Below are 22,270 nucleotides of genomic sequence, written 5' to 3' on the forward strand. Positions count from 1 at the left end.
TATTAAATTTGAAGTACAAAAGTAAGTAATATTGAAATCAAAACAAGGAGGTTAACAAAAAATAACAAAATGTTATATTTTCAACAAATTAAAAGACAACCTCAAATTTCCCATTAAAAAATCTGCTCTTTTTTAATCGCAAACCTATAAATAGTATTTTAAACCATTAAGAGATTAAGAAAACTAAGTTGTAAAGTATTTCTCCCGGCACCTTATTATGTTAAGGATGAAAATCATCTTGTTTTATATAACCTTTTGAATAAAGAAAAAAGGCCTCTATTCCAAAGCGGTTTAGCTATACTGTAGTCGAAATTACTTTTTCAATAAATCTCTAATCTCAGTCAGCAATTGTTCCTGTGTTGGTCCAGCTGGAGCAGCGACGGCAACAACTTCCTTTTTCTTGGCCTTTTCAGCAGCTCTTAAAACCACAAAAATAAAGAATGCAATTATTATGAAGTTGATAATGGCTTGGACCAAATTACCGTAGGTAATCACGGCGGCACCCGCAGCTTTTGCAGCAGCCAGGGTTTCGTAACTATTTCCGTCTAAGGTGATGAATTTTTGGGTAAAATCAATTCCTCCGGTTAACAAACCAACAACTGGCATTATGACATCATCAACAGCTGAGCCTACAATTTTGCCAAATGCTCCAGCAATAACAACCGCAGTTGCTAAACTTAAAACGTCTCCCTTCATCAAAGAGGCTTTGAAATCACTAAAAAATCCCATAATTTATTTTTTTAGGTTAAAATTTACTTCTGACAAACGAATTTAATAAAAATTTTAAAAGTAGTAACAGTCCTTTCTTCTAAATTTAATCGCTACCTATAAAACACGCGTTTCACCCGTTGCGAAATACTGGTCAAAATTTCATAGGGAATTGTATTTAATTTCTGGGCTATAAAAGAAACCGTTGGATTTTCGCCAAAAATAAGTATTGAATCACCTTCTTTGCATTCAATGCCGGTGACATCAACCATCAGCATGTCCATACAAATACTCCCAACGATATAGGCTTTGGTGTTTTTTACCATAACAAATCCCAAACCATCTCCCCAGCCTCTGGAAATCCCATCAGCATATCCTATGGGAATTGTAGCAATTTTTGTTGGTTTTTCGGCTACAAATCGGCGGCCATAGCCTACGCTTTCTCCAGCAGCAATCGTTCTTATTTGTGAGATCACGGATTTTAGTGTCCCCACATTTTCGAGTTGCTTTTGTTCTTGGGCATCATTTGAAACTCCATAAAGACCAATTCCTAGCCGAACCATATCGTATTGCGAATCCAGAAAATTACTTATCCCAGAGGTGTTCAGGATGTGACGCAAGGGTTTTATTTGCAATTCAGACATCAATTTAGAGGATACTTTCTCGAACAAATTAATTTGGGAATGAGCAAAATCCATGTGTTCAAGATCATCGCTCGTAGCCAAGTGTGATAAAATACTTTTTATTTGCACGGTACTGTTTCCTCTTAGCGCAGCTATCAGTTCATCGAGGGTATTTTCTTCAAAGCCCAATCGATGCATGCCGGTATCGAATTTAATATGAATTGGAAAATGCTTTAAATTTTTTTGTTTTGCTATTTTCAAGAACGCATATAAACCTTTTAAACAGTAAATTTCCGGTTCCAACTGATGTTGAATAATAGCCGAAAAACTAGTATTCTCTGGATTAAGGACCATAATAGGCAAATTAATGCCCCCGTTTTTTAATGAAATTCCTTCATCGGCAAAAGCCACGCCCAAATAATCTACTTTATGATGTTCCAGTAATTTAGCAATTTCGAGTCCGCCGTTTCCGTACCCGAATGCTTTTACCATAACCATAATTTTTACTTTTGGTAGCAACTTTGATTTAAAAAAATTCAGGTTGTAACTAATAGCATTCAGGTTGATTTCTAGGACCGTTTCATGTGTCTTCTCCTCTAATAAATATACAATTTCTTCAAACTGGAACGATCTCGCCCCTTTTATCAAAATGGTTTCATTACCAAAGTCCAAGTTTTCAAAATCAGCGACAAATGCAGCTGTGTTTTGGAAAGTACTGCAGTTAGCAAACTTGTTTTTAAATGCTGAAATGGTTTCGCCAATACCAATTACCCGTGTAATCCGGTTGGAAACAATTAGCTCAGCCACCTTCGAGTACAACACATCGTTAGGCAAACCGCTTTGAAAAATATCAGATAGAATGACTGTTTTCTTTTTATACTGTTTTTGACTTTCAAGAAAATCCAACGCAATTTTTAAGGATTGAAAATCAGAACTGTAACTGTCATCAATAATACTGCTATTGTTGATTCCGTTTTTGACTTTCAATCGCATTTCTACCGGATACAACAACTCCATGCGGTTTTGAATCGTTCTGTCATCGTATTTAAAATACAACAAAACCATCAAACAGGAAATTGCATTTTCTATCGACGCCTCATCCTGAAATGGTATTTTTATGTCAAACTTGTTGTTGTTTTGTAGCACCGTCAAAACGGTCTTGTCTAAAACTCCCTTTTTAGCAATCAGAACCGAAGCCTTAGCATCGTTATAACTCCAGCAAAAAACGGCGGTATCGGGACGGATCAACAAATCAATTGTTGGATTTTTATGATAAATAATGACTTGGACATCCTGGAAAAGTTTCAATTTTTCTTTGATTTTGTCACTGATATCAGCAAAACCTTCGTCATGTGCCGTCCCTATATTCGTGAGAATTCCAATCGTAGGTTTAATGATTTTTTCGAGTTTTTCCATTTCTGAAACCGTAGAAATACCGGCTTCAAAAATTCCTAAATTGTGTTTTTCATTTATCGCAATCACAGACAGCGGAACACCAATTTGAGAGTTGTAACTCTTTGGACTTCGGATAACGTTATAATCCGGACTTAATAAAAAATTAAGCCATTCTTTGACTATCGTTTTACCGTTACTTCCCGTGAGCCCAATGACAGGAAAATCAAAGAAACTGCGATATGCTGCGGCAAATTGTTGCAAAGCCAACAAGGTATTGGTCACTACATAAAAATTAGCTTTCCCTTCACAATCTTCAGGAATATGGGTAACTACAAAATTCTGGACGCCACTTGCAATTAAATTTTTGAGATAAAGGTGAGCATCCGTATTGGCTCCAACCAATGCAAAAAACAGCGTTTTCGGGCCATTTTGCAAAGAACGACTGTCTATAGAAATAGAATCAATAGCCATCGTACTGCTGGTTCCAATAAACTTTGCGGGGATATTTTGTATGCTATTTAGAATTTTTTTGCTCATGGAATAAAAAAAAGATTGAGGTGAATTTCTTTTTTGAAAATGATACTTTCAACAGGCTGTTTATTTGCAAAACTTCCTCAAAAATAGCACTTCTTTTCAAAACGAAGCGACAGATATACGATAATTATGAGCAATTTCGTTTATTAAAAACAAGAAACTCTTTTGATATGCTTTACTAATTTTGACAGATTACCTATATTTGTTTGATACAAAATCAAAACTATTGAAAAAAACCCTTCCCCTTTTCTCTTATATTTTCCATCCAATATTCATTCCGGCAATGGCAACATTGTTCTACCTTTTTTTTAATGGATCTGATTTTGTGAGTCAAGAAAAGATATTCATTTTTTTTCAGGTGTTGATTGTGACGGTGTTAATTCCTGTTTTGGCCTTTTTTCTCTTACGCGCTACAGGAAATATAGATTCCATAATGGTTTCTAAAATATCCCAGCGTAAAATACCCTTAATACTTCATTGTTTCTTGATCATCTTATTAGTTCGAAAAAGTATCACTATTGATTCCTATCCAGAGTTGCATTTTTTTTTATTGGGGGGACTTTTGAGTTCATTATTAGCTCTAATCCTATTATTTCTGCAGATAAAAGCAAGCCTGCACATGATAGCTTTCAGCTCTTTGACTGTATTTATCATTGGATTAAGCCTGCACCTTCAAATTCAAAATATTTTTACTATTGCATTACTACTACTGTTGAATGGCGTGGTCGCGACTTCCAGACTGGAAATGAAAGCGCATACCATTAAAGAACTCCTTTTAGGTTTTGTTCTGGGAATTATTCCACAATTGCTTCTATTGGTTTTATGGCTATAAAATATAAAATACTATGCCAATATTTAATGCTTTCATGGTAATTGACTTGTCTTCTATTTTTGCCGATTTGAATATTGAATTTAAACCATAATAGGCATACAAATTAATTGTATTGTATCCTGCAGAGACATAAGCCCCGTATTGTAATTTATTAAAATCTTTATTTCCTGTAACCACCACTTTGCCTTGAGCACTATCAAAAACGGACTTGTCGTAGAGCAAATAACTAAACTTTATTCCTGTATAAATGCGCCAAAATTTATGGCTTTCATAAGTAGAGGTTCGCCATCTAAACTCAACAGGAACATCAACTGAAAGTAGGGAAAACTTATTTTTATTATAATCCCTATTGGCATCAATCAGGGCATAAACTGGCATACCGTCTGTTGCAGAAATGGCTATGTTTTGATTGTAATTATTATATGTAAATCCAATACCGGAAGCTATTGCAACGGTTCTCTTTTTATTTAAAGGCATATCCCGCAAAAAACCACCTGACAAACCCGACGAAAATTTGCTTTGTGACAACCCCGAAGGGCCGTCCGTCAATATATTGTAAGTGATCCCAAAATAGAACTGATCCTCACGATACAAGGAATCCACTTTCATAATTAGAGTATCTTGTGATGGTGTATTTTCCTGAGAAAAAACAGTAGCAACCATTAGCAGCAGAAAACAACTAAGAAAAATTCGCATAATTTTTTGGTTTTAAATCGCTCAATGATTCTATCAAACACCCTTGGCTTCCAATTCTCATTAAAACGATACAAATATACCCTTTTGATCGTTTTGTGATAAATAACAACCACAAATAATCCTTTTTAAGACCTTTAAAGATAAAAACGCTCTACAGTTCTTGCAGCCACGGAATTCTATTTGACAGAAAGGACTGAACTACCCTTGTTGACCTAAAGGAAGGACGGCTCACAAAAAATTAATACTGGTATTGCCTGCTGATCTTTTTTTGTTTACTCTCTTGACAAACTAAAAAATTGACCACGCCCTAAAACAAAAAATGCTCCCCTTTTAGGAAGCATTATTTCATCGCAGAGAGGAAGGAGTTGTTTGTTTTTATAAAGTGTCTTAAAATAAGGCTTTGCAAAGCTTTTATTTTAAGTGACACCTCAACTGACACCTCTCAATATGTTAGCAAATTGTTCTAAATTTCAATTATTCAAATATAAGGATTTTTTTGCTGGAATTAATGATTAATTATAATAATTTGAACTGGTTAGACAATATTTTTTGAACTGGTAAAGTTCAAAATTTAGTTGCCTAAAATTTAATTTCTATCCAATTATCAAGGGTTCAAATTGTTCAATTTTTAGGCTGGTGTATTGGCAAAATTCCTCAATAGATACAAACTCATTTTGGAGCTTATTGAGGTCTTGTCTGATTTTTTGAAGCAGTCTAATACTTTGACGATAACTCTTTCCTGTTATGCGTTGTATGTCTTTCGGGTAGATACACAATCTCTTGTTTTCGGTTCTCATACTCTATCTATGGCTTTGATTGGGCGTTGCCTAACTTGAAACCTCTATGATTCAAGTTCTGGCACTCAATAAAAATAGTAAATAATTCCTTTCGTTCAGAAGCGGCAATTTACTTCTATTTATGATGAGTATTTCTGCCATTTATGTCACAAAGTGACACATGGAATAGTGATGTCTTTTTTATGTGGTTTAATTGACTAAAATTTGTTTCATAATCAATCGAAAGGATTGCCCGTGTCTTTTTATACGATAATCTTTAATTTGGCTTCGTCGTGTTCTTTGAAAGCGTTACTTGAGTTTAATTGCAATTCTAAATCTTCCATAGTATCTGCTTTTAATGTTGCACTAAAATCTTGTGCTCGTTGTAGCATTTTTATATAGGCTAATGGATCTTGTTGCCTTGTTAATCTTCGTAAAGCTCCTAAATAATCATCACGATATACTGTTGGAATTATTATTCTTGTTTGTTCAGCTTTGACCAATTCGGCATTCATCATTACTCTTGCAATTCTTCCGTTACCGTCCAAAAATGGGTGTATTTCACTTACCATAAACATAATGTAAGCTGCTTTTGCAAATGGGTCTGTTAGTACTTTGTAGAAATCAAACCCTTTTATTAATGTGCCTTTTACTAATTCGAAATCGACAAAAAATGTTTCTCCAGCACGATTGTTTTTATCTTTAAATACGCCTGGCATTTTTGATATTCTTGCTTCCAAAAGTAATCGATGTCTGTATTGAAGAATGCTAATGAACTCTTCCGGAGAAGTTGGCGTAACATTCATTTCGATTTTATTACTGACCAATTTATACGTTCCTAATATGTCGTGTGAATCTTCATCACGATTGAACATTGGGGTATCGGTTTCGATAATGTTTTTTGCTTCAATCACTTCAAATCGAGTTCCTTCAATATAATTTGAAAAATAGGCTTCAAAAAAAGCGAAATTTTGAAAAGCTGTATTAGTTGTATTTCTATCTATCGCATTTTTGAATTCTCTTTGCTTTAACTCTAAAAATAATATCTCAAACAAATCTATTCTTGATTGGTCATAAGGATTTCCAAATGCTCGTGCAATGGCTCGTGGAGACGATAATATTTTGGAAGGCTGTGTAGATAATAAGGCACTAATTAGTTTGTTTAATTTCTCAAACTCACTTTGCATTCTTAATTTATCGGCGATTACTTTTGCGCTATCTCTAATTTGATTTAGTCCTTCTTCGCCTTTAACTTGTACTATTTTCTCTAGTTTGTTTTCGAGTTCAGCAATTGAAATAGTTTTAGATTCTGGACCCGATTTTCTGGACGGTTGTAGGTTTTCTAAAAATGCTCTTTCTTGTTGTGAAACAAATAACTCCCCCGAAAATGAATTATCACCTTCAATTGCTCCAATACCTTCCATAAAACGAATGGTTATTCCAGGCAACTCTATTTTTTTGGTGTAGGTATAGGTAACAAATATTTGTCCTGTTGCAGTTGGTTTGAATTCTATTGCGGAACGGTGGCTTAATAATGCCCCGGGATATAAATTGCCCAGAATAGAAAAAATATTTCTTTTGATAATAACCTCGTCCGTATCAATAAAATTGGAAGTAAAGATACGAGGAGCAATTTTTTTAATTTTACCTGTACTTTCAAGCAAAGCAATTTGTTTTCTTACTTTTTTATCGCTCGATGAATAAATAATTTCTTGAAGGTGTGTTGGGACAAAATTTTCCATTAGTGGTGCTTTATTGAAGTAAAACTATACTTTATTTTCCACTAAAAAGTATTTATCGGGCTTTTTTTTCCATTATAAACGAATGTTGGGGTAGGAATGGGTGTTTTTTCCAGTAATAATTATAGTTTTTCTAAACCAGTTAGCCAAGTTTGTAATTCTTCAACAACTAAATCAGTTTGTGGAGTATTAGCTGGAAATAGAACATCAATAAAACGATGCAAATATGTTAATCTTACTGTATTATGTAAATTTATAAATTCCCATATTGTACGGTGACACGTACATAAATAGGGCAGATGCCATCATTATTGACTTTTGATCTCTTTATATAAAAGAGAACGGATACGGCTGTGTTCATGGTTGGTGACCTTTTAGTTATTATTAAATTTAAACTTTGTAATTCTTCCAAACAAGATGTTCAAATAGTGAAAAGGTATTTGAACAAATGTTGAACTGGTATCTTTTGAGATAGGTGTCACTTAAAAAATATAATTTCAGTGACACCTCAAAAGACACCTAAGTTTTGAGATTTAATGAATAATTTGATTTACCGTAAATGAAAAAACCCCTCTAAATCATAAGATTTAGAGGGGTTTTTTCATTTTGTATTTCTACTGGCAGAGAGGAAGGGATTCGAACCCTCGATATGTTGCCATATACACGCTTTCCAAGCGTGCGCCTTCAGCCACTCGGCCACCTCTCTATTTTATTACGGCTGCAAAGAACACGAAAAAAAACGAGTTAGAAAAGTAAAATCTAAATATTATGTCATTTCTCCTCGTAAAGAAGTTTCAAAAATAGTTTTGAAGTCTTTTGGGGCTATTTTTTTGCTCAATAAATACATCAATTTTGTGATTCCCGCCTCGGTGGTGATGTCTTTTCCGGAAATCACACCAATTTCTTTCAGTCCGGTACTGGTTTCGTATTGCCCCATACTGACACTCCCGCCAGAACATTGGGTAACGTTAACAATATGTAACCCGCCGGCAATCGCTTTTTTCAAGAGGTTTAAAAACCAATCCTCTGTAGGTGCATTCCCAGCTCCGTAGGTTTCTAAAACAACACCTTTAAGATTCGGAATATTTAAAATAGCGGATAAAACTGCTTCACTGATTCCAGGAAACATCTTTATAATGGCAACATTATTGTCTAAATTTTTATGCACTTTGAATTCCTCCGTTCCTTTTTTAGGCAAAAACAATTCAGGATTCAACTTTAAATGCACCCCAGACTCCACCAATTCAGGATAATTTGGAGACGTAAATGCTTTAAAATGTTCCGCATTAATCTTTGTAGTTCTATTGCCTCGGTATAATTTGTATTCAAAATAAAGACACACTTCACTGATAACCGGATGATTATTATTTTGCAGAGAAGCTATTTGAATGGCTGTAATCAGGTTTTCTTTAGCATCGGTACGCAAATCCCCTATGGGTAATTGTGAACCGGTAAAAATAACTGGTTTTGACAAATTCTCAAGCATAAAACTCAGCGCTGAAGCAGAATACGACATAGTATCGGATCCATGAAGCACAACAAATCCATCAAATGAAGTATAATTATCTGCAATAATTATAGCCATTTTTGCCCATTTTTCAGGATTCATGTTCGAGGAATCTATAGGATTTTCAAAAGAAACGGTTTCGATCTCACAATCCAATTGTTTCAATTCTGGAATTCGCTGTAACAATTTACTAAAATTGAATGCCTTGAGGGCTCCTGTTTCAAAATCTTTTCGCATACCAATAGTTCCTCCGGTATATATTAAAAGTATTTTGGCTTTATACAACATCGTGGTATTTTAATTTGTTCACAACTGGATTTGCATACATGGCCAAAAAACTTTCAAGAGCCACTGGATTGTCATGATCAATTCGCATTTCCAGTCTGCGCTCGAACAATGATTTTTCATTTTCAGTATACAAATGGGAATATCTATCGGTCTTATTTACAATATCAAAAGCAATAAAATTCGTTGGCCATAATTTGTAATTACTCAATATGGCATTATCAATTACTTGTGCCAAAGCTACTATTTGCTTATTTGAGTTCTCGTTTTCTGTAATAATGGCATCAATTTCAATATCTAAAACTTTCCCAACATGAATGTGTATTCTCTTCTTTTGCCCTAGAGCACCACTCAGAATCGTCATGAAATCTTCATTCTTTTCCTTGACATACACTTCATTATTGGCTTCAGCCATCAATTGTGGCATTTTCAGAGCATCAGTAGGATCATACTCGTACGAAATAGATACGGGTACAATTTTAATTTTCTTGAAATAATCCATTAAATTCTTTTCATCAGAACCCATACCCACCATTTTCAAAACACCCGGATTGGTCTCATCCTTGCCGTCTTTCGTTCTTCCTTCTCGCTGTGCTATCCATACAGAACGGTTTTCATGAAGCAATAAATTCCCTATATATTCCGACAATAGTTTTGAACTCTGCAGCATTTCTCTTGGAGTCAATCCCCGTTGTACTAAAAAATTACGGTTCAGTTTTGCCAAGGTATTCAGAAACGATTTTTTTACTAAATTATCCCCAATCGCTGAGGCTGTCATCACTAACCCATGTTCAAATAAAGCTGTGTTTAATAACGTAGTATCCAAAAGGATGTCCCGATGATTTGAGACAAACAAATAAGAAGTGTTTTTCTTTAACTTTTCAAAACCGGAAGTGGTCATTCCTTCTGAACTTTTTTCTAGTATTCTTTGAACCGATTGGTATATAAAATTACATTGAAAATCCCGAATGGAGTGCGTTTTCCTGAGTTGTTCTTTCCAAACTTCGTCAGCAGCACCCGGAAAAGTAAAGTTCATCAATGCTTTCATCATTGGGTGATTAATCACATCTTGAAGTGCTTCGTTTATTTCGGAATCATAAAATGGCCGAATAGCGTCAAATTTCTGCATTGTTGATTTTTCTATATTTGTGTGGGCAAATGAACAAAAAAAAAGTCAAAATAAAGTGAATTCTACTTTAAATCCCAAAAATAGCTTTAGAATTCTCGGTGGTTCGCATTGCTATTTCATGTGTTGAAAGGCCATAAATCTGGGCTAACTTATCGACTACGCTGACTATATAACTACTTTCATTCCTTTTTCCACGAAAAGGAATTGGGGCTAAATATGGGGAATCTGTTTCTAAAACAAGATGCTTTATATCGATCTGTTTCAAAAATTGATCGATTTTTCCGTTTTTGAAAGTAACAACCCCGCCTATTCCAAGCTTCATATTATACGAAATTGCCCTTAAAGCTTGTTCATACGTTCCAGAAAAACAATGAAAAATACCAAATAAATCATCCGATTTTTCTTGTTCCAGAATTTCGAAAATTTCATCAAATGCATCCCGACAATGAATCACAATAGGTAACTTATATTCTTTAGCCAATTGAATCTGCTTTTTGAAAGCAATTTGTTGCTGAGGCAAATGGGTTTTATCCCAATACAAATCGATCCCAATTTCACCAACAGCGTAGAATTTTCTTTTCGCCAGTTCGTTTTCCACATGCTGTAATTCTTTCAGATAATTCTCTTTCACATACGTGGGATGCAAGCCCATCATCAAGAATACGTTTTCAGGATACTTTTTTTCTAAAGTATACATGGATTCCGTGCACGTCGAATCGATTGCCGGAATAAAAAAACGCGACACACCCGCTCCAATGGCGCGCTTCATCATTTCATCTCGGTCTTGATTGAATTCCTCAGAATATAAATGAGTATGGGTATCGGTAATTATTACTTTTGTTTCCAAGTGTCGTCTTTTAAGAATACAAAATTACAAGAATTAAACTAGTCAAAAAAATGGTTTAACAAAGATTGCGACAGAAAAAAGATTCCAAAACTGCATACAACAACTTGTATCTTTGTAAAAGGGACACTATAATTCCGAAAACAAATTCTGCCTAGATGAAAAACCTCCACAAAATCCTTAAAAAAGAAAACTACAAAAAAGTAAAATTTAAGATTACTAAAACCCAACACCTTTTGATTAAAGCCAAAATCAACGGTATCAAAGGAAATTTCATTTTAGATACAGGTGCTTCAAGTAGTTGTATCGGATTTGAATGTGTTGATTTGTTTCTATTGGAAGCTAAAAAATCAAAAACTAAAGCTTCAGGAGCTGGAGCTTCCGGAATGTTGACACAAATAGCTACAAAAAATCAATTGCAACTAGGCACTTGGAAAGACAGTGCTTTTGACGTCGTAATTTTCGATTTATCTCATATAAACGAAGCTTTAACACAACACAAATCAAAACCCGTTCATGGAATCATAGGAGCCGATGTTTTAATGAAAGGAAAAGGAATCGTGGACTATTTTAATTATTGCTTATATTTACAATAGAAAAACGACCTTAAAACCTTAAAGAAACATGAAAAATATTTTCAAAAAATTATTGGTATTTATGGGACTACTTTTATTTTCTTGTTCTCCCGCCGACTTAACTAACGAAGATGAAACAATAACTAATTCAGATTCCAACAATCTCAGTATTTTAAAAACCAGCTATTCAAAAATTTGGGACTTCGATAATTTAACGGAATGGGAAGATGCTACTCAAGTTGGCAATCCAAATTACTGGATTGAAAATGGGAATTTACGTATTTTCACAAATCCAAATACGTGGGAAAGATCAAAAGTAAAAACGATTTCAAGTTTTGCCGCTGGAACCTATAGCTGGAATGTTTATATCCCCGAAATGGGCGTTGGTGACATGGCTAGCATTGGAGCTTTTTTATATAATAATGACACACACGAACTTGATTTTGAGATTGGCTATGGATCACAAGCCATTCGAAATCAATTAGCAGCAGAACCAGACGATCTTATCGTATACATGATCTCACAGGGCAATCCGTTCCAATCTGTTCAAAGGAAAATCAAAAGAAGACAATGGTATAATCTTACACTACAATTATCCCTTACTTCTAATGGGCGATACAATGTAAGTTGGAAAATCAATGATGCAATTATGGCAAGTGTCCGACTTAATTATGGTAAAAACACCAAATTTAACATCTATTGCAGTGTCGAAAATTTACAATTTATAGGCGACCACATTCCGAAAAGCCAAAATTACGCACTTTTTGATGTTGTGGAATTCAAAGGAATTTTAATAAAAAAATAAAAAATCCGTTTAGTTTTAGAACTAAACGGATTTTTTATTTTATGAATTAATTCAATTACAATTCTAATGCTTTTTTAGGATTGTTCTCTAACAATAATTCCATTGGGTTTTCTAAGGCTTCTTTTACGGCCACCAAGAAACCAACAGACTCACGACCATCAATAATTCTATGGTCATAAGACAACGCCACATACATCATTGGGTGAATTTCTACTTTTCCGTTTACGGCAATTGGGCGCTCGATAATGTTGTGCATTCCAAGAATTCCTGACTGTGGCGGATTGATAATTGGCGTACTCAACATACTTCCAAAAACACCACCGTTAGTAATCGTAAACGTTCCACCAGTCATATCATCCACTGTGATTTGTCCGTCACGCGCTTTAAGGGCTAATCTTTTAATGTCGGCTTCAACTCCACGGAAAGTCAAGTTCTCCGCATTACGAACTACAGGAACCATTAATCCTTTTGGTCCTGAAACTGCGATAGAAATGTCGCAAAAATCGAAAGCGATCTTATGATCCCCATCCATCATTGAGTTTACATCTGGAAATAATTTTAATGCTCTGGTCACTGCTTTAGTAAAAAAAGACATGTACCCTAAACCAATTCCGCCATGTTTTGCTTTGAATGCGTCTTTGTATTCATTCCGAATCAAGTTGATTGGCGTCATGTTTACTTCATTAAAAGTAGTTAACATGGCTGTTTCGTTTTTAGCAGCCACTAATCGTTCTGCCACTTTACGACGCAACATTGATAATTTTGAACGTTCGGATCCACGAGATCCACCGGTAGGCGTCCCCATTGAAGGCGCCGCATGTACGGCATCGTCTTTAGTGATTCTTCCGTCTTTTCCAGTTCCTGTTACTGAAATTGTTGCTATATTTTTTTCGTCTAATATTTTTCGTGCTGCCGGAGATGGAGTTCCTGAAGCGTAAGTTGCTGCTGCTGGTGCGGCTTTTGGTGCTTCTGTTTTAGTTTCCACTTTTGGCGCTTCAACTGTTTTTGTAGCTTCAGCAACTGGCGCATCGCCTGCTGGTTTTACGCCGTCCGTATCAATGTGACAAACTACTGCTCCTACTGCAACTGCATCTCCTTCTTCCGCTTTCAAAGTAATGATTCCGCTGGCTTCTGCTGGCAATTCTAATGTTGCTTTATCAGAATCAACCTCAGCAATGGCTTGGTCTTTCTCTACATAATCTCCGTCTTTTACCAACCAAGTTGCGATTTCAACTTCCTTTATAGATTCCCCTGGTGATGGGACTTTCATTTCTAAAATCATGTTCTATTATTTTAAATTATGAATTTTAAGTTTTAAATTGTTCTTGAACAACTTATGTGTGTTAGATGTATTGTTTTTTAGCCCTGATGGCAGCGACATCCTTTTTCTAGCTTCTTTAGCTAGGAAAAGATATAGCGTACAGCAGGAAATAGCTCCTTATTATCGGTATAAATTTTTATCAAAAACCATTCGCAAGGCATCAGCCTGACGGCGTTTTGCTCTTGTATAACTTCCTGAGGCCGGTGCCGCATACGCTTTTAGTGAAGCCAATCTCCATTTTACTAAATCAAAATTCATTAGCATAAAGCTGTAAGCTCCCATGTTTTTTGGTTCTTCTTGTGCCCAAACATAATCATCTGCATTAGGGTATTTAGCGATAATGGCTTTTAATTGTTCTACCGGTAATGGGAACAATTGCTCGATTCTAACTACAGCCACATCATTTCTGTCCAGAATTTTTCTTTCGGCAGTAATGTCATAATAGAATTTTCCGGTACAGAAAACCAGCGTTTTCACATGCGCTTTATTCACTGTTTCATCATCAAATGTTTCTTGAAAACTCCCTGTTGCAAATTCTTCAACGGTAGATACTACCCTTGTATCCCGCAACAAACTTTTAGGCGTAAACACAACAAGTGGTTTACGAAACGTTGTTTTCATTTGTCTTCTCAATAAGTGAAAGAAGTTGGCTGGTGTAGTACAATCTGCCACATACATATTGTGTCTGGCACAAAGTTGTAAGTATCGCTCCATTCTGGCTGATGAATGCTCCGCTCCTTGTCCTTCGTATCCGTGCGGCAACAATAAAACAATTCCGTTTTGATTGTTCCATTTATCTTCGCCACAAGAAATATACTGATCAATTATAATTTGGGCACCGTTACTAAAATCCCCAAACTGTGCTTCCCAGATGGTTAATGTATTTGGGTTGGCTAAAGCATACCCATAATCAAACCCTAAAACAGCATATTCAGACAACAGCGAATTGAATATATTGAATTTCCCTGTTGCGCCCTCTAAAGTACTCAACAAAGTCACTTCTTCTTCTGAATCCTCTACTTTTACAACGGCATGACGGTGAGAGAACGTGCCTCGCTCTACATCTTGTCCCGAAATACGAACATCATATCCTTCTTTTAAAAGTGAACCATAGGCTAAGTGCTCTGCCATGGCCCAATCCAGCTTGTTGGTTTCAAAAAACATTGTTTTTCTATCCTTGACCAGTTTTTCTATTTTGCTGATAAATTTTTTGTCTGCAGGTAAGTTACAAATTACGTTTGCAACCTCAGTAAGTCCGGCTACTGGAAAAGTAGTGTCTACTTTTTTGAGCATTTCAACATCCGAAACCTGTTCAAAACCTTTCCATTCGTTTTTCATGAATGGCGTTATAATAGTCAAATCTTTTTTACGGGAGGCTTCTAAATTCACCTCTAGATTTGATTTGTATTCTTTTTCTAATCCTTTTACAAAAGTACTGTCAACAACTCCTTCGGCAAGCAATTTCTCCATGTAGATGTCTCTTGGATTTTTATGCTTTGCAATGATTTTGTACAATACGGGTTGGGTAAAACGAGGCTCATCGCCTTCATTATGTCCATATTTTCTATATCCCAATAAATCAATAAACACATCCCTACCAAATTCCATTCTGAAGTCCAATGCAAAGGACATCGCGTGAACTACTGCTTCAGCATCATCTGCATTGACATGCAAAACGGGCGAAAGGGTAACTTTAGCAACATCAGTACAATAGGTAGAGGAACGAGCATCCAGATAATTGGTGGTAAAACCTACTTGATTATTGATAACAATATGTATAGTTCCTCCCGTTTTATAACCATCCAATTGTGCCATTTGCACAATTTCATACAAAATTCCCTGACCCGCAATTGCAGCATCTCCGTGAACGGCGATTGGCAATACTTTTGAGAAATCGTTAGGAAAATATTTATCTTGTTTGGCTCTTGTGATTCCTTCGATTACTGCACCTACTGTTTCAAGGTGCGACGGATTAGGAGCTAAATTGATATTAATTTTTTTACCGGTACTGGTCACTTTATCCGCTGTAAGTCCTAAATGGTATTTTACATCGCCGTCAAAATATTCTTGATCGTAATCTTTGCCGTCAAACTCTCCAAAGATGTCTTGGGTCGATTTGCCAAAAATATTTGCCAACACATTCAAACGACCACGATGTGCCATTCCCATAACAAATTGCTCAACTCCTTTTTCAGCTGCTTTCTCGATTAAAGCATCTAATGCAGGAATAATTGATTCCCCACCTTCTAGAGAAAAGCGTTTTTGACCTACATATTTAGTGTGCAAAAAATTCTCAAAAGAAACGGCTTGGTTTAATTTATTAAGAATGGATTTTTTTTCATCCAATGAAAATTTAGGCTGATTGTCATTGTAGCCTAATTTTTTCTGAATCCACTCCACTACTTCCGGTTTACGGATATACATATATTCCACCCCGATGTGCTGGCAGTATATTGTATCAAGATGCGTTATGATTTCCTGAAGCGTACAAGGCTGTATTTCCATAACCTTGGCTGCATCAAAAACAGTATTTAAGTCTGCTGATGAAAGTCCAAAATTTGTGATTTCTAGAGTTGGTGATGATACTCGTCTTTCTCGAACCGGATTTGTCTTAGTAAACAAATGACCGCGAGAGCGGTATCCATCTATTAATTTTAATACATTGAACTCCTTTTGAAGCTTGTCAGAAACCAAGCTAATATCTGTATTATTAGCCGCAAAATTTGCAATTTGCTCGACTTTATGATCCTCGCCGTAAGAACTCATCCCAAAGTCAAAACCTTGAAAGAAACTTCTCCAACTAGGCTCAACGCTGTCTGGATTTTCTATATATTGATCGTATAATTGAGCGAAAAATTCTGTATGTGCTGCGTTTAAAAATGAAAACCTATCCATAATATTTAGTGAATATACCTTTTTGATTAAAATAGTTTGGCAAAAGTACAATAATACAATAAATTTATAATTTATTTTAAGATACTTTTACATCTTAAATTGTTAAAAATCTAGAAACTTATGGCAAAAAAGCGCTTTTTCGAGGTTACCAAATCGTTTTTAGTACTTATTGCCTTGTTTTTTGCAAGTGCTCTGTTTGCACAACAAAATACAATGTATACCACTATGCCAAACCAGTTTTGGAGAAATGTACAATTTGGAGGTGGACTGGGTTTAGGCTTTGGTTCCGGCTACACGGACATTTCGTTAGCGCCAAGTGCCATTTATAATTTTAATGAATATGTGGCTTTGGGACTGGGAGTGCAGTATAAATATTTGAAGCAACGCGATTTTTTTGCTTCTCATTTGTATGGCGGTAGTGTTATAGGATTATTTAATCCAATCCCCGAAATCCAACTTTCGACGGAACTGGAACAATTAAGAGTCAATGTAAATCTGGATGGATCCAATAGCAATTCTCAAAACTACTGGAATACCGGTTTATTCATCGGCCTTGGTTACAGATCTGGAAACGCCACTATTGGTGGGCGATATAATGTTTTGACTGACAAAAACAACATTTACGGCAGTGCCTTTATGCCTTTTATTAGAGTGTATTTTTAATTATCTGCGATGAAAAAAACTTTTCAATTATGCTGTATTTTATTTATAAGTTACAGTTTTGCTCAAAACAATATTTTACAATCTGGGCCCATGGTGGGGTATTGCGAAATGACCGAAGCGATGATTTGGTTGCAAACCAACAAAAAAGCTTCGGTGAAAATAGCTTATTTTGCCCTTGACAATCCTACTAATATATTCTACTCCGACGTGTATTCATCTTCAAAAGAAGTTGGCTTCACGCATCATATTATTTTAGATCAATTAGAACCCGGAAAAAAATATACGTATGCTGTTTTCATAAATGACAAAAAAATCATCTTGCCCTACGAGACTTCTTTTTCATCAAAGAAACTTTGGGAATGGCGCGAAGATGCTCCTGATTTCACAGTAGCCATTGGAAGTTGTTCCTATTTTAATGAAACTCCGCTGGACAGACCAGGAAAAGCCTACGGAAGTGAGTATGGCATTTTTGAAAGTATTGCCAAAAAAAATCCAGAAATCATGATATGGAGTGGTGACAATATTTATCTCAGAGAAGCGGACTGGGATAGTAAAACCGGGATTTATCATCGGTATACGCATTCAAGGTCGGTAAAAGAAATTCAGCCTTTGCTGGCAAAAACTCAAAATTTTGCCATTTGGGATGACCATGATTTTGGTCCGGATGATAGCGATGGCAGTTTTTATAACAAATTTCTAACTCAAAAAGCGTTTAAAGATTTCTGGGCAAATAAAAGCTACGGTATGAATGCTGAACAAAACGAGGGTATTTATTCTACCTTTAGCTGGAGTGATGCACAGTTTTTTTTATTGGACGATCGGTTTTTCAAGACCCCAAATAACAGAATTACGGGCGAAAGAACGGTTTTAGGAAATACCCAATTAGAATGGCTGATTAACGCACTAAGTTCCTCTAAAGCCAGTTTTAAAATAATTGTAATGGGCGTACAAGTATTAAATTCCGTAGCGGAAAAGGAAAACTACAGCAACTACCCCAAAGAGAAAGAAAAATTGCTAAAAGAAATTCTTGATAATAAAATTAAGGGCGTTTTATTCCTAAGCGGTGATAGGCATTTTACTGAATTTTCCGAAGTTCCCCGCGAGAATGCCTACTCTTTATTTGACTGGACCGTTTCACCGCTAACTTCCGGTGTTGCCGCTGAAGGGGCATTAAAGGAAAACAATATTTACAGATCCAAAGGCAGTTTAATTACGCAACATAATTTTGGTATGATTTCATTCTTGGGTTCAAAGGAAAACCGCCAAATAAAACTAACTGTTTTTGATACTGCGGGAACTGAATTATGGAATAAAACAATCTTAAAAAAAGACTTACAATAACTAATACTTATTCCGGAACCACACTTTTTGCCATTCTCTTTTTAGGATCAAAAAAGCGACTTGTTCTGCCAGAACTACTAAATCAGATCCGTCTAGTTTTTTTATTTCTTCTTCGGAAACATCAATTATGTATAATAAATTGAGGTATTCAGCAAATTTGTATTGAATAAGTCGATATATTTTTTCGTGAAGCTGCAACTTCAATTCACTGGGAGAAATACCCAACGGAAAATCAATTGCTTCGTTAGCGAGATTGAAATCCTTATTCATTTGTTCGATTAATTTCAAATATAAGTTTTCACCCGCGGCTTCAGCAAGTAGTAAATCGGTATTTTTTGGAACTATAAACATATCTTTAAATATCAATGGCAATATGAATGTCAATTTTCAATATTGTTATTATTATACACTATACTTCTTGTTAAATTTTAAATATAAACTTTCAAAGTCAATGTTGAAATTGAATTACACTTTTCTGCCCATTAAATTCTCCCCAAAAGATTTCAACATTGCTTTTTTATCGGCGCTAATATTCATTTTATCCAAGGTCTGAAACGCCTTAAAAGTAAAATCTTGTATTGCTTCCTGTGTTGCCGTAGCCGCACCAGAACTATTAAAAAGTGCTTTCACCGTCTCTATTTTATCCGTACTATTTTCCGGCTGAACAGAAAACAAATACCGCAATTCTTTAGCTTCCTCTTCTTTTGAAAAAGCTACTGCTTTTAGATACAAATACGTTTTTTTATTTTCTATAATATCACCGCCTACTTGTTTTCCAAAGGTTTCTGGATCCCCAAAAGCATCCAAGAAATCATCCTGTAATTGAAAAGCCAAGCCTAAATTGAGGCCGAAATCATACACCAGATTTGCGTTTTCCTCGGTAGTTTCTGCAATAATCGCTCCCATTTTCATGGCTGCTGCTACCAAAACAGCCGTTTTGTATTGAATCATCATCAGGTATTCTGGAATGGTAACATCATTGCGTTCTTCAAAATCGACATCCCATTGCTGCCCTTCGCAAACTTCAAGCGCTGTTTTGCTGAACAACTTGGCCAAATCCCGAAAAATAACGGGCTCATATTGTTCAAAATATTGATAGGCTAAAATCAGCATCGCATCCCCAGATAAAATTCCGGTGTTTATATTCCATTTCTCATGAACCGTTGCTTTTCCTCTTCGTAGTGGCGCATCATCCATAATATCATCGTGAACCAACGAAAAGTTATGAAAAACTTCAACGGCTAATGCGGCAGGCAATGCTTTTTGATACGGCGCATCAAAAATTTCGGCACTCATTAAGGTCAGTACCGGACGAATTCTTTTTCCGCCAAGGTCTAAAATATACCGGATGGGCTCGTACAAATTTCTTGGTTCTTTGGTTTCATATTGTGCCTGCAAATACTCCGAAAGAAACCCCTGATATTGATAAATGGAATGCATAAAATAAATTTTTGGCTAATTTACTCTATTCAAATTGTATTACAAACATCGTTTTACCTTCAAATGTTAAATAAACCAAAATACATCGGAAACTATTTTGGTGTTTAAAGTTTCCGTCTTATATTCGCACTCGAAATTAATCGTTCAAATCAACAAATTTGAATTTAATTAAAAAATACTGAAACCATTTCAGCCTTAAAAATGAAAGAAAAAATTATAACTAAAGCAAGTGAGATGTTTTTAAAACTAGGTTTTAAGAGCATCACCATGGATGATATTGCAGGAGAAATGTGTATTTCTAAAAAAACGATTTATAAATATTTCTGCAATAAAGAATTACTTATTGAGGAAAGCACCACTGCAATTCACAAACAAATCCATCAAATTATTGACCGTATTATTGCCCAGAATTATAATGCTATCGCAGAAAATTTTGAAATACGAAAAATGTTTAAAGAAATGTTTCAATCCTCAGACGACTCCCCCATTTACCAATTAAAAAAACATTATCCTGAAATTTATGAGAAAGTGATGACAAGAGAAATCAATGAATGCAACACCACTTTTGAACAAAACATAAAAAAAGGAATCGAACAAGGTTTTTACCGCGACAATATAAATATTGAAAGTTACACGCGATTTTATTATTATTTAATTTTCAGTATAAAGGGCTGTACCAGTTCCGAAAAAGAAGCGCAAAAGATAGAACTTGAGATTTTAGAATACCATACCAGAGCTATGGCAACACCCAGCGGGATAATTGAACTTGAAAAACATTTACTTAACTATATTACAAAATGAAAACTATAATTTTACTAGCCGTCCTAACCTATGGGATTTCGGCTCAATCACAAAAAATTGGCAACGCAAATACAAGTCCCGTACAAACACTTACGCTAAAGGAAGCCATCAACTATGCTTTAGAAAACAAAGCAGATGCCAAAAAAGCAAAATTACAAGTAGAGAACAGTGAGTACCAAATTCAGGAAATACGCTCCAGAGCATTGCCTCAAATTTCAGCTAATGGCAATTTGACGTACAATCCTGTAATACAAACAACTGTTATTGACGGAGCAGGATTTGGCGCTCCGGGAACTACCATCCAAGCCGCTTTTGGCCAACCATGGATTTCAACTGCCGGAGTTTCTCTGACACAGGCTATCTTCGACCAAACCGTTTTTACCGGCCTAAAAGCAGCAAAATCTACCAGAGAATTTTACCAGATCAACAATCAACTAACAGAAGAGCAAGTAATTGAGCGTGTGGCCAATAATTATTACCAAGTCTATGTGCAGCGACAAAAACTAACGGTGATTGACAGCACTTTAAGAAATACCACCAAAGTAAGAAACATCATCAAAGGACAATATGACAATGGTCTAGCCAAGAAAATTGATTTGGATCGAATTATAGTAAAAATTTCAAACATTAATACACAACGTCAACAGGTACTGAATGCCGTACAAATACAAGAAAATACCTTGAAATTTTATATGGGAATGCCCATAGAAACCCAAATCGAGATTCCACAAACTGCCTTTGAAGTAGGGCCACAAGCATTGTCTGAAATTCCAAATACGGCAAACAGAACGGAATACTTGCTTTTGAAAAAACAAGAACAACTATTATTTTATCAAAAAAAGGCTATTGAAGCTGCTTATTACCCAACATTATCACTGAATGCCGGGTACAATTATATTGGTCAGGGTCCTGTAATGCCTTTGGGCGGAAAACCTTCTAAAGGAGTGTACTGGTCTGATTTCTCTTCGATTGGCTTGAATTTGAAAGTACCGATATTTACTGGATTTGGCACTCGTGCAAAAGTGAGACAAGCCGATGTTGACCTACGAACTATCCACGAAGAGTTGGTTGATACCAAGTTGTCACTTGACCTGGCTTTTGCCAATGCAAAAACGCAAATTGACAACAGCTTAACCACAATCAACAATCAGAAAGAAAATGCCCAATTAGCCAAAGAGGTTTTAAATAACACCCGAAACAACTATATACAAGGATTAACCACACTGACTGATTTACTGGATGCTGAAAACTCATTGACCGAAGCTCAAAACAACTACACATCAGCTATATTAGAGTACAAACTGGCAGAAATACAATTAGTCAAATCCAAAGGGGAATTAAAAACACTAACCAATAAATAA

The 22,270-nt window shown here is 35.6% G+C and carries 18 protein-coding genes and 1 tRNA gene; 7 read left to right on the top strand and 12 right to left on the bottom strand.

Going from position 1 to position 22,270, the window contains the following annotated elements; genetic code table 11:
- Window positions 1–312: 312 nt before the first annotated feature.
- Window positions 313–729 (bottom strand): large conductance mechanosensitive channel protein MscL, encoded by a 417-nt coding sequence (gene mscL, locus EKM03_RS11685; protein ID WP_126457530.1) that lies wholly within the window; start codon window positions 727–729, stop codon window positions 313–315.
- A 92-nt stretch (window positions 730–821) separates the two neighbouring features.
- Window positions 822–3,263, bottom strand: a complete 2,442-nt coding sequence (locus EKM03_RS11690) for a bifunctional UDP-N-acetylmuramoyl-tripeptide:D-alanyl-D-alanine ligase/alanine racemase (RefSeq protein ID WP_126740460.1) — start codon at window positions 3,261–3,263, stop codon at window positions 822–824.
- Between the two features lie 223 nt (window positions 3,264–3,486).
- On the opposite strand from EKM03_RS11690, the gene EKM03_RS11695 reads away from it, so the two are divergent.
- Window positions 3,487–4,092 (top strand): hypothetical protein, encoded by a 606-nt coding sequence (locus EKM03_RS11695; protein WP_126457532.1) that lies wholly within the window; start codon window positions 3,487–3,489, stop codon window positions 4,090–4,092.
- On the opposite strand, the gene EKM03_RS11700 is transcribed toward EKM03_RS11695, so the two are convergent.
- The 6 genes from EKM03_RS11700 to EKM03_RS11730 all read right to left on the bottom strand — a co-directional run bounded on the left by EKM03_RS11700 (window position 4,087) and on the right by EKM03_RS11730 (window position 11,071).
- The gene (locus tag EKM03_RS11700; protein WP_126454357.1) at window positions 4,087–4,788 is read right to left on the bottom strand and encodes a porin family protein; all 702 of its coding nucleotides are present in this window, start codon (window positions 4,786–4,788) and stop codon (window positions 4,087–4,089) included. The two genes, EKM03_RS11695 and EKM03_RS11700, sit on opposite strands and share 6 nt — an antisense overlap.
- 1,039 nt (window positions 4,789–5,827) lie before the next feature.
- Window positions 5,828–7,306 (bottom strand): Fic family protein, encoded by a 1,479-nt coding sequence (locus EKM03_RS11710; RefSeq protein ID WP_126553901.1) that lies wholly within the window; start codon window positions 7,304–7,306, stop codon window positions 5,828–5,830.
- 615 nt (window positions 7,307–7,921) lie between these two features.
- A tRNA-Ser gene (locus EKM03_RS11715) sits at window positions 7,922–8,009 on the bottom strand.
- A gap of 60 nt (window positions 8,010–8,069) precedes the next feature.
- Window positions 8,070–9,098 (bottom strand): asparaginase, encoded by a 1,029-nt coding sequence (locus tag EKM03_RS11720; protein ID WP_126553903.1) that lies wholly within the window; start codon window positions 9,096–9,098, stop codon window positions 8,070–8,072.
- The gene (locus tag EKM03_RS11725) at window positions 9,088–10,224 is read right to left on the bottom strand and encodes a 1-acyl-sn-glycerol-3-phosphate acyltransferase (protein WP_126457536.1); all 1,137 of its coding nucleotides are present in this window, start codon (window positions 10,222–10,224) and stop codon (window positions 9,088–9,090) included. The genes EKM03_RS11720 and EKM03_RS11725 overlap by 11 nt, the downstream gene beginning before the upstream one ends.
- Window positions 10,225–10,291: 67 nt before the next feature.
- Window positions 10,292–11,071 (bottom strand): TatD family hydrolase, encoded by a 780-nt coding sequence (locus tag EKM03_RS11730; protein ID WP_126740461.1) that lies wholly within the window; start codon window positions 11,069–11,071, stop codon window positions 10,292–10,294.
- Between the two features lie 155 nt (window positions 11,072–11,226).
- On the opposite strand from EKM03_RS11730, the gene EKM03_RS11735 reads away from it, so the two are divergent.
- Both EKM03_RS11735 and EKM03_RS11740 read left to right on the top strand, forming a co-directional pair.
- Entirely contained in the window at window positions 11,227–11,664 is a 438-nt protein-coding gene (locus EKM03_RS11735; RefSeq protein WP_126457538.1) for a retropepsin-like aspartic protease, read from the top strand.
- A gap of 28 nt (window positions 11,665–11,692) precedes the next feature.
- A complete protein-coding gene (locus tag EKM03_RS11740; RefSeq protein WP_233584085.1) occupies window positions 11,693–12,448 on the top strand; it encodes a hypothetical protein in 756 nt (251 codons plus the stop codon).
- Window positions 12,449–12,503: 55 nt separating this feature from the next.
- On the opposite strand, the gene odhB is transcribed toward EKM03_RS11740, so the two are convergent.
- Together odhB and EKM03_RS11750 are read right to left on the bottom strand one after the other, a co-directional pair.
- Window positions 12,504–13,730 carry a 2-oxoglutarate dehydrogenase complex dihydrolipoyllysine-residue succinyltransferase gene (odhB, locus tag EKM03_RS11745; protein WP_126740462.1) on the bottom strand — a complete coding sequence of 409 codons (1,227 nt, stop codon included), beginning with the start codon at window positions 13,728–13,730 and terminating at the stop codon, window positions 12,504–12,506.
- Between the two features lie 159 nt (window positions 13,731–13,889).
- Window positions 13,890–16,664 carry a 2-oxoglutarate dehydrogenase E1 component gene (locus tag EKM03_RS11750; RefSeq protein WP_126740463.1) on the bottom strand — a complete coding sequence of 925 codons (2,775 nt, stop codon included), beginning with the start codon at window positions 16,662–16,664 and terminating at the stop codon, window positions 13,890–13,892.
- Between the two features lie 120 nt (window positions 16,665–16,784).
- On the opposite strand from EKM03_RS11750, the gene EKM03_RS11755 reads away from it, so the two are divergent.
- Both EKM03_RS11755 and EKM03_RS11760 read left to right on the top strand, forming a co-directional pair.
- Window positions 16,785–17,327 (top strand): hypothetical protein, encoded by a 543-nt coding sequence (locus EKM03_RS11755; protein WP_126457541.1) that lies wholly within the window; start codon window positions 16,785–16,787, stop codon window positions 17,325–17,327.
- Between the two features lie 9 nt (window positions 17,328–17,336).
- On the top strand, window positions 17,337–18,668 hold the full coding sequence (locus EKM03_RS11760) for an alkaline phosphatase (protein ID WP_126576749.1): 1,332 nt from the start codon (window positions 17,337–17,339) through the stop codon (window positions 18,666–18,668).
- Here the strand turns inward: EKM03_RS11760 and EKM03_RS11765 are convergent, their stop codons facing one another.
- Complete coding sequence (locus tag EKM03_RS11765; protein WP_126457543.1) at window positions 18,669–19,019, bottom strand: hypothetical protein; 351 nt, start codon at window positions 19,017–19,019, stop codon at window positions 18,669–18,671. It abuts the gene before it with no gap.
- A 114-nt stretch (window positions 19,020–19,133) separates the two neighbouring features.
- Complete coding sequence (locus EKM03_RS11770; protein WP_126457544.1) at window positions 19,134–20,108, bottom strand: polyprenyl synthetase family protein; 975 nt, start codon at window positions 20,106–20,108, stop codon at window positions 19,134–19,136.
- 201 nt (window positions 20,109–20,309) lie between these two features.
- On the opposite strand from EKM03_RS11770, the gene EKM03_RS11775 reads away from it, so the two are divergent.
- Both EKM03_RS11775 and EKM03_RS11780 read left to right on the top strand, forming a co-directional pair.
- Complete coding sequence (locus tag EKM03_RS11775) at window positions 20,310–20,909, top strand: TetR/AcrR family transcriptional regulator (RefSeq protein ID WP_126740464.1); 600 nt, start codon at window positions 20,310–20,312, stop codon at window positions 20,907–20,909.
- A complete protein-coding gene (locus tag EKM03_RS11780; RefSeq protein ID WP_126740465.1) occupies window positions 20,906–22,270 on the top strand; it encodes a TolC family protein in 1,365 nt (454 codons plus the stop codon). The genes EKM03_RS11775 and EKM03_RS11780 overlap by 4 nt, the downstream gene beginning before the upstream one ends.

This window comes from Flavobacterium sp. GSP6 (genome assembly GCF_003984855.1).
In the GTDB taxonomy this organism is placed as follows: domain Bacteria; phylum Bacteroidota; class Bacteroidia; order Flavobacteriales; family Flavobacteriaceae; genus Flavobacterium.